The sequence below is a fragment of the Janthinobacterium sp. PSPC1-1 genome (assembly GCF_049897625.1).
Taxonomy (GTDB): Bacteria; Pseudomonadota; Gammaproteobacteria; order Burkholderiales; family Burkholderiaceae_D; genus Janthinobacterium; species Janthinobacterium tructae.
Genome location: NZ_JAFCWP010000006.1, coordinates 152,448 through 167,720, shown reverse-complemented (window position 1 = coordinate 167,720; position 15,273 = coordinate 152,448). Strand labels below are relative to the sequence as shown.

Genomic DNA, 15,273 nt, shown 5'->3' with positions numbered 1-15,273 from the left:
TCGGCCCCATGCATACCGCAGCGGCCAACCATGACGCCAGGGACGCGGATGAGCAAATGGTCGATTGAAACGCTGAGTGCGGCCTGCGCCGCCCTCATCCTGCTCATGCTGGGCTGGCTGGCGGGCGCGGCCTGGCCGGCGCTCGACTTCTGGGAGCATGTCTGGCTGACCCTGCTGCTGGCGACCGCCGCCGGCACGGCCACGTGGCTGATGCGCAGGCTGCGCGCCCACCTCGCCAGCACGCGTTCGCAACTGGACGCCAGCCTCCTGCGCTACCATCACCTGAGCGAAACGGCGCAGGACGGCATGTGGCAAACGGATGCGCAAGGCCGTATCCTGTACGTCAACCAGCGCCTGTGCGACATGCTGGGCGTCCCCGCCGGGCAGCTGCTGTACCACACCATGGAGGAATTCCACGACGAGGCCACCTTGCTGCGCCTGTGTCCGCTTCGCCAGACGGCGAGCGATAGCTGCATGGGCGAATTGCAGTACCAGCATGGCGACGGTACACAGCGCTGGGCCATGCTCAGCGGACGGCGCCTGTACGACCAGCACGGCACTGTGACGGGCGCACTGGTGCTGGCCAGCGACATCACCGAACACAAGCGAGCCGAACACGCGTTGAGCCTGGCCCATGCGGAGCTGGAAAGCCGCGTGGCCCTGCGCACGGCCCAATTGCTCGATGTCAATCTCCAGCTCTCCGCGGAAATCGCCATGCGCGCACAAACGGAAGCGGCCCTGGCGCGCAGCGAAGAGCGGCTGCAGGACATCATTTCCATGATGCCCCTGTCGCTATTCCTGAAAGATGCCGATTCGCGCATCGTGCTGATGAACCAGGCCTGCGAGCAGCAATGGGGCGTGCTCCACCAAGACATCGCCGAAGGGCGCGACCTGCAACACTTTCCCAGCGATCAGAACACGGGCTTCCACGCGGCCGACCAGGAAGCGTTTGCCAGCCGCCAGGTGGTGATCCGCGAAGAACTGGTATGGAACGCGCAGTTGCAGGAAAATCGTCTGGTGCAGACGCACAAGAAACCCGTGTTTGACGCGCAAGGACGGCCGCAGATGATCATCGCCATGGCCGTCGACATCACCGACAGCAAGCGCAACGAGGAAAACCTGGAGCGCACCCTGGCGCAATTACGCGAACTGAGCGACCACCAGCAAACCATCAAGGAACAGGAAAGACGCCGCATCGCGCTCGATATTCATGACGACCTGGGCCAGAATCTGATGGTGCTGCGCATCGATGTGTCGCTGCTGCACGCGCGCACGGCCACCACCCACCCGCACCTGCATCGCCACGCACAGCGCGTGCTCGACACCATCGACGCCACCATCCGCTCCGTGCGCACCATCATCAATGACTTGCATCCCAGTACCCTGGAGCTGGGACTGGGCCCGGCGGCCGAATGGCTGATCCGCCAGATGGAGAGCCGTGGCGCCATCCGCTACCGGCTCACGCTCGACAGCGAGGCGCCCGACCTGGGCCTGGACCAGCGCCAGACGTCGGCCATCTTCCGCGTGCTGCAGGAATCGCTGTCGAATATCGTGCGCCACGCCCAGGCCAGCGAAGTGGAAGTGGCGCTGGCGCAAGATGCGGACGCCATCGTCCTGCGCATCAGCGACAACGGCATCGGCATGCAGCCGGGCGACCACGGCAAGCGGGCCGCCTTCGGCTTGAAAAGCATACGCGAACGTGTGCATGCGCTGGGCGGCGAACTGCGCATCGACAGCCAGGCGGGCCGCGGCACGGCGCTGGCCATCCACCTGCCCCGGCAGGCAGGCCAGCAGCATGTCGATCATGCCAAAACACAAAAATTAGCAAAAACAGTAGCAAATTAAATATTTTTTCTCCACATAAAAAAGTATAGTAAGTTTTTTCTTTGAGGAAACTATCATGCCGCCACGGTTCGCCTGCTTCCCTGCCCCAATGCTCGGCCTGCTCCTGCTTGCCGCCATCCCCACCGCCAGCGCCACCATGTATGCCGAACGCGGCTTTGGTGAAAGGGATGGCAATGGCAGCATCGCTTCCGACCTGAACCCGGCCGGCCTGGTGGCCGGCATCATCATGGAAGAAGAAGGACGGCGCCGCGCCGTGACCTATCAGCATGGCCGCATCCGCGAACTGGGCACCCTGGGCGGCAATGAAGGCTTTACCAAGGCCATCAATACCCATGGCGTGGTGGTCGGCTCGGCGCAAACGGCCAGCGGCGCATGGCACGCCTTCCGCTACGACGCGGCGGGCGGCATGCGCGACCTGGACACCCTGGGCGGCACCAGCAGCTATGCCACGGCCATCACGCGCGACGGCATGATCGCCGGCTATGCCGACACCAGCGCCGGCGATTTCCACGCCTTTGTCACGAAAGCCGACCACAGCCTGCAGGACCTGGGTACCCTGGGCGGCGCCAGCAGCTATGCCAGCGGCCTGAACAGCCATGGCGTGGTGGTCGGCACGGCGCAGCGCAGCGACGGCTACCGCCGCGCCTTCGTCTACCGTCCCGGCACGGGCATGCAGGAAATCGGCACCCTGCCCGGCGGACGCATCAGTTCAGCCACCGCCATCAATGACGCCGGCCTGGTCGTGGGCGCGTCGGAAACGGAGAAGCGCCGCTGGCACGCGTTTGCCTGGGATGGCAAGCGCATGCTCGACCTGGGCGCCATGATCGGCCAGGGCGACAGCTACGCCACGGCAGTCAACGCGGCCGGACACGTCGTCGGCAGCGTCAGCATCAAAGGCTTTGAGCCGATGACCTTTGTCTACAAGGAAGGCGTGATGACGGTACGCCGCCGCGACGACGGCCTGTACCTGACCAACAAGATCACCGATGCGGGCCTGGTGGTCGGCGCCATCTACACGGGGCACAAGTTCCAGGCCTTCGCCGTACCGTCGCAAGCGGCGCCCGCACCGCAGCGCAGCAATCCATTGGACTGGCTGCTCATCACCATTCTCATCTCCGCCAGCGGCGTGGTGCTGTACAAATTGCAGCGCAACTATCGCATGGGCCTGCTGGGCGCGCGCACGCATTTCATGTAAGCCAACGCTACGGATGGACGAAAAAAAAGAGGCTTGCGCCTCTTTTTTTTGTGACTGCTTAATTCTGCGTCAAAAACGTTTTCAACTTGTCCGAACGCGAGGGCTGGCGCAGCTTGCTCATGGCTTTCGCCTCGATCTGGCGGATGCGCTCGCGCGTCACGTCGAACTGCTTGCCCACTTCTTCCAGCGTGTGGTCGTTCGACATTTCCACGCCGTAACGCATGCGCAGCACTTTCGCTTCGCGCGGCGTCAGGGAATCGAGCACTTCCTTGATCACGTTGCGCATCGACGCATGCAGTGCGGCGTCCAGCGGTGCCAGGGTGGTGTTGTCTTCGATGAAGTCGCCCAGTTGCGAATCGCCATCTTCGCCCATCGGCGTTTCCATGGAAATCGGCTCTTTCGCGATCTTCATGATCTCGCGCACCTTGTTTTCCGGCATTTCCATCTTCACGGCCAGGGTCGCCAGGTCGGGCTCGCTGCCCGTTTCCTGCATGATCTGGCGCGAGATGCGGTTCATCTTGTTGATCGTTTCGATCATGTGCACCGGTACGCGGATGGTGCGGGCCATGTCGGCGATCGAACGCGTGATGGCCTGGCGGATCCACCAGGTGGCGTAAGTCGAGAACTTGTAGCCGCGGCGATACTCGAATTTATCGACCGCCTTCAGCAAGCCGATGTTGCCTTCCTGGATCAGGTCGAGGAATTGCAAGCCGCGGTTGATGTATTTCTTGGCGATCGAAATAACCAGACGCAAGTTGGCGACCGTCATTTCGCGTTTCGCGTGACGCGCACGCTTCTCGCCGGCAGCCATCTGCTTGTTGATCTTGCGCAAGTCGGCCAGCGGCAGGGCCACGCGCGCTTGCAGGTCGATCATCTTCTTTTGCAGTTCTTTGACGGCAGGCACGTTGCGGCTGAGGATGGCGCTGTACGGATACTTGCAATCGACTTCGCGGTCGACCCATTCCAGGTCGCATTCATTGCCCGGAAACACCTTGATGAAGTGGGCGCGCGGCATGCCGCATTTGTTCACGCACAGTTCCAGCACGGCGCGCTCGATGTGGCGCACTTCTTCCATCTGGCCGCGCAGGGTGTCGCACAGCTTTTCGACGACCTTGGCCGTGAAGCGGATGCCCAGCAATTCTTGCGAAATGGCTTCCTGCGCCTTGATGTAGGCTTTCGAGTTGTAACCCTCGGGCGCCTTGCGCATCTTGTCGTACTGCGTCGAAATGACGTTGAATTTCTCCAACGCATTCTTTTTCAGCTGCGCCAGTTGCTCGCTGGAGAAACCGGCCGCGCCGCCATTCGCGTCGCCATCTTCTTCCTCGGCTTCTTCTTCCTCTTCCTCGTCGTCACCGCTGGCGGCGGCGGGCGCGGGAGCGGCGGCGGGCGCCGGGGCATTGCTTTCGTTCAAGTCGACAAAGCCGTCGACCACTTCATCGACCTTGATTTCGTCGCGCGCAATTTTTTGCGACAAGGCAACGATCTCGCCGATGGTGGTAGGGCAGGCGGAAATGGCCTGGATCATGTCTTTCAGGCCGCCCTCGATGCGCTTGGCGATCTCGATCTCGCCTTCGCGCGTCAGCAGCGCCACGGCACCCATTTCACGCATGTACATGCGCACGGGGTCGGTGGTGCGGCCGAAGTCGGAGTCGACCGTCGACAGGGCGGTCGCGGCAGCCGCTTCCACTTCATCGTCGCTGGTGACAGTGGCGACGTTGTCGGTCAACAACAAGCTTTCCGCGTCAGGGGCACGCTCGTAGACGGCGATGCCCATGTCATTGAAAGTGGCGATGATGCCTTCGATCGCTTCCGGATCGATGATGTTTTCCGGCAATTGGTCATTGATCTCGGCATAGGTGAGGAAGCCGCGTTCCTTGCCCATGTTGATCAAGCCCGTGATCTGCTTGCGGCGGCGTTCCAGGTCCGCTGCCGAGGCTTCCGGATCGCCCAATGCGTCCGCCAGGCCGCCCTTGGCCTTGCGGTCGCGCGCTTTCGACACGGCCTTCAGCTCGGCGCGTTCGACGGCGTTGAGTGCTGCCACTTCATCGTTTTCCGGCGTGAATTCGCTTGGTTTGCGGCCACGGCGGCCTGGCACCTTGACGGTCGGCAAGAAGTAATTCGAGGTATCGATGGCGGCCAGGGCATCGGCGTCCGTGGTCTTGCTGACCACTTGTGCGCCGGTGATGATGGTCACGGGCGCCGCTTCAGGCTTGGCGCGCACGACTTTCGAACGGGCTGCCGTCACCACTTTATTCGTGGCGGCGCTTTCGCTGACCTTGCGCGGCGCGACCGGGGCCTTGGCGCCAGGGGCGATCTTCACGCTCGGCGTTTTGGCCACTGCAGCATCGGCCACCTCGGCAACGGCTTCGGCGGCCGCTTCGGCAACGGGCGCTTCCGCAGCCGACTCGGCCGGTGGCACGGCTGCCAGGCGCGAACGGCTTTTCTTCACCACGGTGACGACGGTGGGCGCCGTCGTGACGGTAGCTTCCGGATTCGCTTGCGCATTATCGATGAAGTAAGATAAAGTCGTTTTGGGTACGGCAAGTGGTGCCGCAGCTGGGCGTGGCGCCTTGGCGGACAACGTTAAAGTTTTTGGCGTATTCTTCATGAGATATCTCTTAATGCGAGACCAGATGGTGTCGGCGCGAAGTGAATGATTCCACCTAAGCCTGCGAAACCGGACTCGATGGAGCGTATTGTTGCGGCTGCCGTTAACGGCAGCGGCGCCTGCTTATCGGGGCGCTCAAAGCCCGCGCATCCCGTAATGAGGGCGGCGGGGCCGAAGCCGGATCAGATAAATAAGCGATGTACATTGCGGAATGAAAAAAAGCCCGTACCAGAACGGGCTTGAATCTATTGTTGTTCAGTGAAGACACAGCGGAGAGCAAGATTATGCACGAAGGCCAGTTATCTGGATAATTGATAAGCAAAATATCTGATATCAGAAATACCAATAATGATGGCCCTGCACCGCACTGCTCCTATCCCCTGCACACCTGAGCCAGACCGTCAAATACGGGGTCCAGTCATCAGCGCAAGCCGACATTATACACATTTCCCGCATTTCGCGCTGCGTGCACTGTAGTACCGCCCCGCTTATCTCTGCGCAAGTTGCCAAAAAAGACAATGCACTTGCCTGTGGCGCGTGCTATGCTCCCCTTTTATAGCCCAACCAATGATGTCGATGACCAGCTCCACGCCAGACCAGCAAGCCACCACTCCTGACACGCCAGTCGATGCAGCCCCAGCGGCGGCACCGGCCGCAGCGACCACGCCGGCACCTGCCGGCCTGACCGCGCGCGCCCTGCTGAAACAGTTCCAGGAGCAATTCCCGCCATTCCGCGATTGCCTGCCCTTGTCGATCGGTATCGACAAGCAGATCCTGGCGCGCCTGCCGGACCTGGACCGCAAGCTGATGCGCACGGCGCTGGGCATCCACACGGGTTCGCTGCGCTACCTGCGCATGATGGAAAAAGCCAAGATCCGCTACGACCTCGACGGCACGGCCGGCGCGGAAGTGACGCAAACCCACCGCGACCACGCCACGCAAGTATTGCAGCAGCGCTTCAAGAAAGAAGCCGAGCGCAAGAAAGCCGAACGCGACGCGGCCGCCGCCGAAGAAGCGAACCGTTTGCGCCTGGAAAAACTGAATCTGCTGACCGCGAAATTCTCGCGCAAAGGCTGATCCGGTTTCATGGACACAGCTGCCGCACCGCCACTGCCCCCGTATCGAGGCATTGCACTTGAGCACGTCAAGCTGGTACGCACCAGTGATGATGCAAAAGCGGCCATGGCCGCCCTGCTGGCCGCGGACGCCATCGGCTTCGATACGGAATCGAAGCCGACGTTTGTCAAGGGCGAGTCCTCCACGGGACCGCACCTGATCCAGCTGGCCACCGACGACATCGCCTACCTGTTCCAGGTGGGCAGTACGCCGGCGCCGGCCCTGGCCGAACTCAAAGCCATCCTCGAATCGACCACCACCCTGAAGGTGGGCTTTGGCCTGTCCGACGACGTCAAGCGCCTGCGCAACAAGCTGGGCATTGTTCCAGCTCAGGTGCTGGACCTGTCCGTGGCTCTACGCGGCGGCCAGCGCAACGACCTGGGCGCGAAGACGGCCGTGGCCAAGTTCTTCGGCCTGCACCTGCAGAAGTCGAAAAAGATCTCCACCACCAACTGGGCCACCTCGCGCCTGACGGAAAAGCAGATCCTGTACGCGGCCGACGATGCGCAAGTGGCCCTGCGCGTGTACCGCCGCTGGATCGCCGATGGCGGTAAAGTAACACAGCAAAAAGCCCCGCGCGCCAGCACGCCGCCTGTCCCGCCGCCTATCGCCGCCTGAGCCGGCGCGCCATCCTGCAGCATGAGCAAGAACAAGTCCATCGGTACCAGCCTGGCAGCGATCGCCGCCGCCGAACAGGCGCTGGGGCGAACGCTGCCCGCGTCCTACGTGCAATGGTTATTGCTAAACAATGGCCGCGCGCTGGGCGCCTTGAGCGTGTTTCCCGTCTACGACGAAGCGAATGCGCGCAAGACGTGGGAATCGATAGCGCGCCACTACAACACGAGCTGGCAGGAATGGCTGGAGAATGTGGGCGCGAACGGCAGCGATGCCGCTTCCCTGCTGCCCTTTGCCCAGTTCGGCACGGGCGATTACTATTGTTTTGATTATGCGCAAACGGGACGCACCGGTGAGCCGGTGGTCGTGCTGTGGTCGCACGAAACAGGCGCCACCAGCACGGTGGCGCCCGACTTTGCGTCATTCCTGATACTGCCCGGCCGTCCGGGATGAAACCCGGCGGCCGGCGCAAGCTTATTTGACGAGGCGCAAGGTCAAGGGATAACGGTAAGTGATGCCATTGCTGGCCTTGACGGCTGCGACGATCGAGCACACCAGGTTGGCCAGCGCCACCACCCAGAACAGGAACAGGCCAATCAGCACGAACGACAGGATGAAGCAGGCGAAATACCAGATGATCAGGGTGATCTGGAAATTCAGCGCTTCGCGGGCGTTCTCGGCCGAAAATTTATCCGCATCATCCTTCTTGATCAAATAAATGATCAGCGGCGCCACCCAGCTGGTGAACAAGCCGCCAACGTGGGACAAAATGGCCAGCGTCGTATCTTGCGTACGACCCACTTCGGGCTGCGTGTTATCCATTATTATTCCCATCATTAGTTATAGATACACCAATATAACAGCAATATTTCTTTTTGAAATGAAACACTTGCTGGCGCAAGGGACTTTTTTTCACGCGCCGCTTGCCGCCGCCAGCGCCAGCCGCCCCAGCGTGGCGATGGCTTCTTCCAGCTGCGGACTCCACGGGTGGCCGTAGTTGAGACGGATGCAATGGCGAAACGCGCGCGTGGCGGAAAAGATGGGGCCGGGCGCGATGCTGATGCCGGCCGCCAGCGCGCTGCGGTGCAAGGCCAGCGCATCGACGCCGGCAGGCATCTCGACCCAGACGAAATAGCCGCCCTGCGGCCGCGTCACCCGTGTGCCGGGCGGAAAATGCACGGCGATGGCTTGCAGCATGGTGTTTTGCTGCGCCGCCAGGGTCAGCCGCAGCTGGCGCAAATGGCGGTCGTAGCCGCCCTGCGCCAGGTAATCGGCCAGCGCCATCTGCAGCGGTATCGGCGCCGACAGGCTGGTCGTCAGTTTCAAGCGCTCGACCTGGCGCGCGTAGCGGCCCGCCACGGCCCAGCCCAGGCGGAAACCGGGCGCCAGGGTCTTCGAGAACGAGCTGCAATGCATGACTAGGCCCGCGCTGTCATGGCTTTTCGTCAGACCGGGGCGCTGCTTGCCAAAATACAGCTCGCCATACACATCATCCTCGATCAGCGGCACGCCATGGCGCGCCAGCAGTGCCACCAATGCGCGCTTCTTTTCGGGCGGCATCAGGCTGCCCAGGGGATTCTGGAAACTCGTCATCAGCCAGCACGCCTTGGGCTGGTGGCGTTGCAGTAACTCTTCCAGCGCCGCCAGATCGACGCCGTCGCGCGGACTGGTGGCGATCTCGACGGCCTTGAGCTCCAGCCGCTCCAGCGCCTGCAGACAGGCATAGAAGCTGGGCGACTCGATCAGCACCGTGTCGCCGGGCCGCGTGACGGCTTGCAGGCACAGGTTCAGCGCTTCCAGCGCACCATTCGTGATGACGATGTCGTCGCTGGAGACGAGCACGCCGTCGAGCTGATAGCGCAGGGCGATCTGGCGGCGCAATTCCGCATTGCCCAGGGATAAATCCGTGACCGTGCTCCACGGGTCGAGGCGGCGCATGCTGGCCGACACGGCCCGCGCCAGCCGTTCCATCGGGAACAGATGCGGACTGGGAAACGCCGAGCCGAAGGGCACGATATCGCGCGCGCCGACGGCACCCAGCACCTCGAAGACCAGGTCGCTGACATCGACGGTGGTGCTGGCGTCGAGCGGGCGCGAGCTGTCTGGCTCGGGCGCCAGCGCGGCGCGCTGCGGCGCCACGTAATAGCCGGAGCGGGGGCGCGAGACGATCATGCCGCGCGCTTCGAGCAAATAATACGCCTGGAACACCGTCGACGGGCTCACGCCCCTGCGCGCATGCTGCTGGCGCACGGAAGGTAACTTATCACCAGGCAACAACAGCTGCGTGCTGATCATGGCGGCGACTTCTTCCGCCAATTCTTCATATCGTTTCAACCTTGCTCCTCAAACTGATCCGTATTTTTATTGCACAACTGATCCTGTCACAGTGACAGCGCCCGTTATATGCTAGGGTAACAACATCCGGGCAGCAACACCGGCATGCCATACCCACCGATGAGACAGGTGATTTTTCCCATGCAACTTCCCATGCTACTGCATTCCCCCCTCGTGCTGGTGCTGGCCCTGGCTTGCGCCTTGCCCGGCATGGCGCTGGCCGCACCGGCCAGCGTACCAGCCGGCCACGACAGTCTGGAACAGCGCATCAAGGCGTGCACGGCCTGCCATGCACCCAAGGAACGCCACGACGCCTTCTTTCCCCGCATCGCCGGCAAGCCGGCCGGCTACCTGTACAACCAGCTGCTCAATTTCCGCGAGGGAAGGCGCCAGTATCCGATGATGAACTACATGGTCGAGCACTTGCCGGACGATTACCTGCGCGAAATCGCCGAGTATTTTGCGGCGCAGCACCCCGCCCCGCCGCCGGCCCAGCCCAGCAGCGCCGGTGCGACAGCCCTGGCGCGCGGCAAACAGCTGGTGCTGCACGGCGACAGTGGGAAAAAGATTCCCGCCTGCATCTCCTGCCATGGCGAGAAACTGGCCGGCGTGGCGCCCGCCATCCCCGGCTTGCTGGGCTTGCCGCGCGACTACATCAACGCCCAACTGGGCTCCTGGAAGAACGGCATCCGCCGCGCCCATGCGCCCGACTGCATGGCGCAAGTGGCGCAGCGCCTGTCGGACGCGGACGTGGGCGCCGTCTCGGCCTGGCTGGGCACGCAGGTGGCCAGCGCCGACGCGCGTCCCGCCAGCAGCATCGCCCTGCCCTTGCCGCTGCACTGCGGCGGCGTGCCAGGCTCTACCGCGCAGGTGGCGCCATGAAGAAATGGATGATCGCGGCCGGCCTGGTGCTGATCGCCGGCGGCAGCGCCAAGTTCCTGCTGTACCCGGACGACGACATCGGCCCGCCCGCCGTTGCCAGCACCCTGAGCCAGCAACAACTGGTCGCGCGCGGCGCCTACCTGGCCAAGGCGGGCGATTGCATGGCCTGCCACACGACGCGCGGCGGCGTGCCCTACGCGGGCGGACGGGCCTTGCAGACGCCGTTCGGCAAGGTGCTCTCGCCCAACCTCACGGCCGACAAGGAAACGGGCATCGGCAACTGGACGGCAGACGATTTCTGGCGCGCCATCCACAACGGCAAGTCGAAAGACGGCCGGCTGCTGTATCCGGCCTTTCCCTACACCAGCTACACCAAGGTGCAGCGCGAAGACAGCGACGCCCTGTACGCCTATTTCCAGAGCGTGCCGCCGCACAAGCAGGCGAACGCGCCGCACGCGCTGCGCTTCCCCTACAACCAGCAGATCGCGCTGGCCGCCTGGCGCGCGCTGTATTTCAAGCCGGGCGTGTACCAGCCGCTCACGACGCAAAGCATGGAATGGAACCGCGGCGCCTACCTGGTGCAGGGCCTGGGCCACTGCAGCGCCTGCCATAGCAGCCGCACCACCCTGGGCGGCAGCGACGACGGCCTGTCGGGCGGCCTGATCCCCGTGCTGGGCTGGTATGCGCCCTCGCTGACGTCGGACGCGGAAGCGGGCCTGGGCGACTGGGACACGGCGCATATCGTGGAATTGCTGCAAACGGGCGTCTCGCCGCGCGCCACCGTCTTCGGCCCCATGGCCGAGGTGGTGCGGCAAAGCTTGCAGCACATGGGCACCACTGACGTGCAAGCGATGGCCGTGTACCTGAAAAGCTTGCCCGGCCCCGCGCAGCCGTCGAAAAAGGCGCCGCGCGACACCTCGGAGCAAGTTCGGCAGCAACTGGCGCTGGGCGCGAAACTGTATGAAGCGCAATGCGCGAGCTGCCACCAGGCCGACGGCAAGGGCGTGCCACCCGGCTACCCGCCGCTGGCCGGCAACCGCGCGCTGACGACGGACTCGGCCGTCAACGCCATCCGCCTCGTGCTCAACGGCGGCTTCGCGCCGGGGACCCGCGGCAACCCGCGCCCCTACGGCATGCCGCCGTTCGGCCCCGTCATGGATGATGCCGAGGTGGCGGCCGTGGTGACGTATCTGCGCGCGTCGTGGGGCAATGATGCGCCGGCGGTGAGCGCTCTGGAAGTGAATCGCTACCGCAGCGTGCCATTGGAGTAGCGGACATGAAAAAGCCGGCTCGCGCCGGCTTTTTTCTTGTCAGGCAGCCGTTCTCAACGGAACTTGCTTTTATGTCCCGTTTTCAAATCCAGCGCATAGCGCACGCCATTGTCCGTCAGCATGACTTCATCGGGCGGCTCTTCGCCGGCCAGGGCGCCGTCGATCAGGGGCAAGCCTTCGCCCTTGCGCATCAGGTCGTCGCAGCGCTCGTACACGTTCACGCAAGCGGTGGACGCCATCAGCGATTGCACGATGGCCACTTTCCACGCATCGACGCCACCGGCATTGAATTCGCAGATCAGATAACCTTGCACGCCGCCAAACAGCTGTACCACCAGGCCCGGCAAGCCCTCGTCTTCACCCTTGATCAGGGTCAACAGCTGGTTCTCGCCCGCCTTCTTGATGGCCGGCAGCTTTTTCTCGATGGAGGCCTTGACGCGGCGCTTGATCAGCGCGTGGTCGACCGGTTCGTCTTCCTTGAAGCTCCAGATGCGCGCGCGGATCTGCGACTTCGAATTGTAGGCGGCGCGGGCGATGAACTGCTTTGAAGAACTCTGCACGATGGCCGTCGAGCCGGGCTTCATTTTTTCCTGCGGCTTGCCTTCGACTTTTTCAATCGCGGACGCGTAAATCCACGATTGGCCCAGCAAGCTCTTTTCCTTGCCCTGTTTGATGGTGATGATCAGCATGTAATTCCAGTAGTGTGAGCGGCGCGTACCGCTCGTCGTATGTCCAATACCGGCATGATACCTCATGCCATCCTGTCGCATCCTCCTGCATTCCATGCCGCTGCTGGCGCAGTCTGTCGCAGCGCGCTGCGCAGGCGCCACCGGCTGGCATACCATGCAGGCAGTCCAATTCAAAACAGGGAGCAAGAATGACACAGCCACTTTTCCAGTCACGCCACCGCCGCCACGCTAGCGCCGCCCTGCTGCTGGCCGTCTGCGCCCTGGCCATCCCGGCCGCGCCGGCGCTGGCGTCGCCGCTCGACTGGATCTCCGGCAACAGCATTCAGGGCAGCGGCAAGCTGCAAAAACAGACGCGCGAAGTGGGCAGCTTCCATGGCGTGGCGCTGAATGTGCCGGGTACGGTCGAATTGCGCATTGGCAACACGGACAGCGTCACCATCGAAGCCGATGACAATATCCTGCCGCTGATCGATACGGCGGTGGAAAACGGCACCCTGCGCATCCGGCCTGCCAAGCGCAACGCCAACTTCCGCCAGAGCAGCCTGACCATTGTGATCCAGGCGCGCCAGGTGGAGCGCATCAGTGTGGGCAGCTCGGGCAGCATCACGGCAACAGGCTTGCGCGCCGAGAAGCTGCGCTTCGACGTGGGCGGCTCGGGCTCCATCGATGCGCGCGAGCTCGACAGCCGCCAGGTGGCGGTGGCCATCGGCGGCAGCGGCAACTTCAAGGCCAGCGGCAAGACGGAGCAGCTGACGGCGTCGATCGGCGGCTCGGGCAATATCCAGGCGGGCCGCCTGGCCGCGCGCGAGGTGCAGGTAAGCATCGGCGGCTCGGGCGAGGCGCAAGTATGGGCCAAGGACGACTTGAGCATCAGCATCGGCGGCTCGGGCGAAGTGAGCTACTACGGCGATCCGCGCATCAGTCGCAGCATGCAGCGCTCGAGCAGCATCAAGCGCCTGGGCGCTGCACCGAATTAGGCCGTCAGGCTGGCCAGCACGGCAGCCAGTTCGCGCGTGGCCGCCTCGCCCAGCGGCTGCAGCGGCGCACGCGGCGTACCCACATCAAAACCCCGCAGTGCCAGCCCCGCCTTGACGGTGGGCGGCAAGCCCCCTTTCATCAGACATTGCAGCAATGGCAATTGCCGGAAGAACAGTTCGCGCGCCTGTGGCAAGTCGCCCGCCTGCACGGCCGCATACAGGGCCAGCGGCAAGCCTGCATGCAGGTTGGGCGCGGCCGTGCACCAGCCGCGGGCGCCGGCCGCCAGCGCGGCGAAGGCCAGGGTGTTGCTGCCGTTATAGAACGGCAACTCGCCCCCGCTCAGCTGCGCCAGCCGGTGCATGCGCTGGATGTCGCCCGTGCTTTCCTTGACCATCGTCACATTCGACACGTCGCGCCAGATGCGCACGATCAACTCGGGCGACATGTCGATACCGCTGGTGGCCGGATTGTTGTACAGCATGATCGGAATACCCACGGCATCGCCGATGCGCGCCACGTGGCGCACGATTTCTTCTTCGCTCAATTTCCAGTACGACACCGGCAAGACCATCACCGCGTCGGCGCCCTGCTTTTCCGCAAAGCGGGCGCGGCGCATGGCGCCCGCCGTGGTCAGGTCGGAAATACCCACCACCGTGGGCACCCGTCTGGCGACGGTGGCCAGCGAGGTGGCGGCCACGGCATCCCACTCCCCATCCTGCAGGTAGGCGCTCTCGCCCGTGCTGCCCAGCGGGGCGATGCTGTGCACGCCGTCGGCGATCAGGCGCTCGATCAGTTGCTGCAGGCGCGGCAAGTCGACATCGCCGCCGGCGGCCGTGAACGGGGTAACAGGGTAGGCAATGATGCCTTGAAATAAGGTTTGCATGATGTGGTGTCCTCCAGTGAATGTCGTTAAGCCAGGCAATCGGCATGCTGGCGCAGGGCGCGCCGCGCGTAATAGGCGAAAGTCACGCTGTCGCGCCGCGCAGTGGAAATCCAGTCGTGCGCCTCGCGCGCCAGGGCCGGCGGCAGCGGCAAAATGGTGCCGGCAGCCATGGCCAGCAATTGCAGGCGGGCGGCCCGCTCCATCAGCAAGGCCAGCATGCACGCCTCTTCCACCGTGCGGCCCACCACCAGCTGGCCGTGATGGGCCAGCAGGATGGCGCGCTTGTCGCCCAGGGCGCCGGCGATGATCTCGCCCTCTTCATTTCCTACCGGCACGCCCGGCCACGAGGGCAGGAAGGCGCAATCGTCGAACAGGGGGCAGGTATCCATGTGCGACACGATCAGCGGCTGCTCCAGCATCGACAGCGCCGCCACGTGCGTGGGATGCGTGTGGATGATGCAGGCCACGTCAGGGCGCTGGCGATAGATCCAGCTGTGAAAGCGGTTAGCCGGGTTGGGAATGCCCTCGCCGTGCACCACGCGCAGGTCGTGGTCGACCTCGATCAGATTGCTGGCCGTGATTTCATCGAAGCCCAGGCCCAGCTGTTGCGTGTAAAACGTGCCGTCCTGGCCGCCACGGCAGCTGATCTGCCCTGCCAGGCCGGAATCATGCCCGCCATCGAACAGGATGCGGCAGGACAGCGCCAGGGTTTGCAGCGCCGACCACGGGCTGTCCTGCGTGACGCTGGCCAGGCGCCGCTCGGCGATGGCCACCAGTGCGTCTTTCGACAAGGCCAGGCTGGCGCCCGGGGCGGCGACTTCATACGGAGTATTTTGCTGCATCGTCTTTCCTTCACT

At 63.6% G+C, this 15,273-nt stretch carries 14 protein-coding genes; 8 read left to right on the top strand and 6 right to left on the bottom strand.

The genetic code is table 11. From position 1 onward, the window contains the following. Nucleotides 1–48 precede the first annotated feature (48 nt). Together ACP7EG_RS19635 and ACP7EG_RS19630 are read left to right on the top strand one after the other, a co-directional pair. A complete protein-coding gene (locus tag ACP7EG_RS19635; RefSeq protein ID WP_426088961.1) occupies nucleotides 49–1,845 on the top strand; it encodes a PAS domain-containing sensor histidine kinase in 1,797 nt (598 codons plus the stop codon). A 55-nt stretch (nucleotides 1,846–1,900) separates the two neighbouring features. After that, nucleotides 1,901–3,040: an HAF repeat-containing protein gene (locus tag ACP7EG_RS19630; protein WP_426088960.1), complete on the top strand. Its 1,140-nt coding sequence runs from the start codon at nucleotides 1,901–1,903 to the stop codon at nucleotides 3,038–3,040. A 58-nt stretch (nucleotides 3,041–3,098) separates the two neighbouring features. Here the strand turns inward: ACP7EG_RS19630 and rpoD are convergent, their stop codons facing one another. Beyond that, the gene (gene rpoD / locus ACP7EG_RS19625; protein WP_426088959.1) at nucleotides 3,099–5,648 is read right to left on the bottom strand and encodes an RNA polymerase sigma factor RpoD; all 2,550 of its coding nucleotides are present in this window, start codon (nucleotides 5,646–5,648) and stop codon (nucleotides 3,099–3,101) included. 567 nt (nucleotides 5,649–6,215) lie between these two features. Between rpoD and ACP7EG_RS19620 the strand changes: the two genes are divergently transcribed. The 3 genes from ACP7EG_RS19620 to ACP7EG_RS19610 are packed head-to-tail and all read left to right on the top strand — an operon-like array spanning nucleotide 6,216 to nucleotide 7,832. Next, nucleotides 6,216–6,725 carry a ProQ/FINO family protein gene (locus tag ACP7EG_RS19620; RefSeq protein ID WP_071078564.1) on the top strand — a complete coding sequence of 170 codons (510 nt, stop codon included), beginning with the start codon at nucleotides 6,216–6,218 and terminating at the stop codon, nucleotides 6,723–6,725. 9 nt (nucleotides 6,726–6,734) lie between these two features. After that, entirely contained in the window at nucleotides 6,735–7,382 is a 648-nt protein-coding gene (locus tag ACP7EG_RS19615) for a 3'-5' exonuclease (RefSeq protein WP_426088958.1), read from the top strand. Between the two features lie 21 nt (nucleotides 7,383–7,403). Further along, nucleotides 7,404–7,832, top strand: coding sequence for an SMI1/KNR4 family protein (locus ACP7EG_RS19610; protein ID WP_426088957.1), 429 nt, complete (start codon nucleotides 7,404–7,406; stop codon nucleotides 7,830–7,832). Between the two features lie 21 nt (nucleotides 7,833–7,853). On the opposite strand, the gene ACP7EG_RS19605 is transcribed toward ACP7EG_RS19610, so the two are convergent. Further along, nucleotides 7,854–8,201 (bottom strand): DUF4870 domain-containing protein, encoded by a 348-nt coding sequence (locus tag ACP7EG_RS19605; protein WP_205704538.1) that lies wholly within the window; start codon nucleotides 8,199–8,201, stop codon nucleotides 7,854–7,856. Nucleotides 8,202–8,291: 90 nt separating this feature from the next. Then, nucleotides 8,292–9,713, bottom strand: coding sequence for a PLP-dependent aminotransferase family protein (locus tag ACP7EG_RS19600; RefSeq protein ID WP_426088956.1), 1,422 nt, complete (start codon nucleotides 9,711–9,713; stop codon nucleotides 8,292–8,294). 153 nt (nucleotides 9,714–9,866) lie between these two features. On the opposite strand from ACP7EG_RS19600, the gene ACP7EG_RS19595 reads away from it, so the two are divergent. Continuing rightward, nucleotides 9,867–10,595 (top strand): c-type cytochrome, encoded by a 729-nt coding sequence (locus ACP7EG_RS19595; protein WP_426088955.1) that lies wholly within the window; start codon nucleotides 9,867–9,869, stop codon nucleotides 10,593–10,595. Further along, entirely contained in the window at nucleotides 10,592–11,866 is a 1,275-nt protein-coding gene (locus ACP7EG_RS19590) for a c-type cytochrome (RefSeq protein WP_426088954.1), read from the top strand. Before ACP7EG_RS19595 ends, ACP7EG_RS19590 begins: the two co-directional genes overlap by 4 nt. A 53-nt stretch (nucleotides 11,867–11,919) precedes the next feature. On the opposite strand, the gene ACP7EG_RS19585 is transcribed toward ACP7EG_RS19590, so the two are convergent. Further along, nucleotides 11,920–12,555 (bottom strand): SAM-dependent methyltransferase, encoded by a 636-nt coding sequence (locus tag ACP7EG_RS19585; RefSeq protein ID WP_426088953.1) that lies wholly within the window; start codon nucleotides 12,553–12,555, stop codon nucleotides 11,920–11,922. A 188-nt stretch (nucleotides 12,556–12,743) separates the two neighbouring features. Between ACP7EG_RS19585 and ACP7EG_RS19580 the strand changes: the two genes are divergently transcribed. Next, nucleotides 12,744–13,532, top strand: a complete 789-nt coding sequence (locus ACP7EG_RS19580; protein WP_426088952.1) for a head GIN domain-containing protein — start codon at nucleotides 12,744–12,746, stop codon at nucleotides 13,530–13,532. Here ACP7EG_RS19580 and ACP7EG_RS19575 read toward each other — a convergent pair. Further along, nucleotides 13,529–14,416 carry a dihydrodipicolinate synthase family protein gene (locus ACP7EG_RS19575; RefSeq protein WP_426088951.1) on the bottom strand — a complete coding sequence of 296 codons (888 nt, stop codon included), beginning with the start codon at nucleotides 14,414–14,416 and terminating at the stop codon, nucleotides 13,529–13,531. The two genes, ACP7EG_RS19580 and ACP7EG_RS19575, sit on opposite strands and share 4 nt — an antisense overlap. 26 nt (nucleotides 14,417–14,442) lie before the next feature. After that, nucleotides 14,443–15,258: an aldolase gene (locus ACP7EG_RS19570; RefSeq protein WP_426088950.1), complete on the bottom strand. Its 816-nt coding sequence runs from the start codon at nucleotides 15,256–15,258 to the stop codon at nucleotides 14,443–14,445. Nucleotides 15,259–15,273 lie beyond the last annotated feature (15 nt).

What these genes read in the sequence shown, in the direction of transcription:
- ACP7EG_RS19620 (WP_071078564.1), top strand. Translation starts at nt 6,216, where the DNA reads ATGATGTCGATGACCAGCTCCACGCCAGACCAGCAAGCCACCACTCCT.
- ACP7EG_RS19570 (WP_426088950.1), bottom strand. Translation starts at nt 15,258, where the DNA reads ATGCAGCAAAATACTCCGTATGAAGTCGCCGCCCCGGGCGCCAGCCTG.
- rpoD (WP_426088959.1), bottom strand. Translation starts at nt 5,648, where the DNA reads ATGAAGAATACGCCAAAAACTTTAACGTTGTCCGCCAAGGCGCCACGC.
- ACP7EG_RS19590 (WP_426088954.1), top strand. Translation starts at nt 10,592, where the DNA reads ATGAAGAAATGGATGATCGCGGCCGGCCTGGTGCTGATCGCCGGCGGC.
- ACP7EG_RS19630 (WP_426088960.1), top strand. Translation starts at nt 1,901, where the DNA reads ATGCCGCCACGGTTCGCCTGCTTCCCTGCCCCAATGCTCGGCCTGCTC.
- ACP7EG_RS19575 (WP_426088951.1), bottom strand. Translation starts at nt 14,416, where the DNA reads ATGCAAACCTTATTTCAAGGCATCATTGCCTACCCTGTTACCCCGTTC.
- ACP7EG_RS19595 (WP_426088955.1), top strand. Translation starts at nt 9,867, where the DNA reads ATGCTACTGCATTCCCCCCTCGTGCTGGTGCTGGCCCTGGCTTGCGCC.
- ACP7EG_RS19635 (WP_426088961.1), top strand. Translation starts at nt 49, where the DNA reads ATGAGCAAATGGTCGATTGAAACGCTGAGTGCGGCCTGCGCCGCCCTC.
- ACP7EG_RS19580 (WP_426088952.1), top strand. Translation starts at nt 12,744, where the DNA reads ATGACACAGCCACTTTTCCAGTCACGCCACCGCCGCCACGCTAGCGCC.
- ACP7EG_RS19610 (WP_426088957.1), top strand. Translation starts at nt 7,404, where the DNA reads ATGAGCAAGAACAAGTCCATCGGTACCAGCCTGGCAGCGATCGCCGCC.
- ACP7EG_RS19605 (WP_205704538.1), bottom strand. Translation starts at nt 8,201, where the DNA reads ATGGATAACACGCAGCCCGAAGTGGGTCGTACGCAAGATACGACGCTG.
- ACP7EG_RS19585 (WP_426088953.1), bottom strand. Translation starts at nt 12,555, where the DNA reads ATGCTGATCATCACCATCAAACAGGGCAAGGAAAAGAGCTTGCTGGGC.
- ACP7EG_RS19615 (WP_426088958.1), top strand. Translation starts at nt 6,735, where the DNA reads ATGGACACAGCTGCCGCACCGCCACTGCCCCCGTATCGAGGCATTGCA.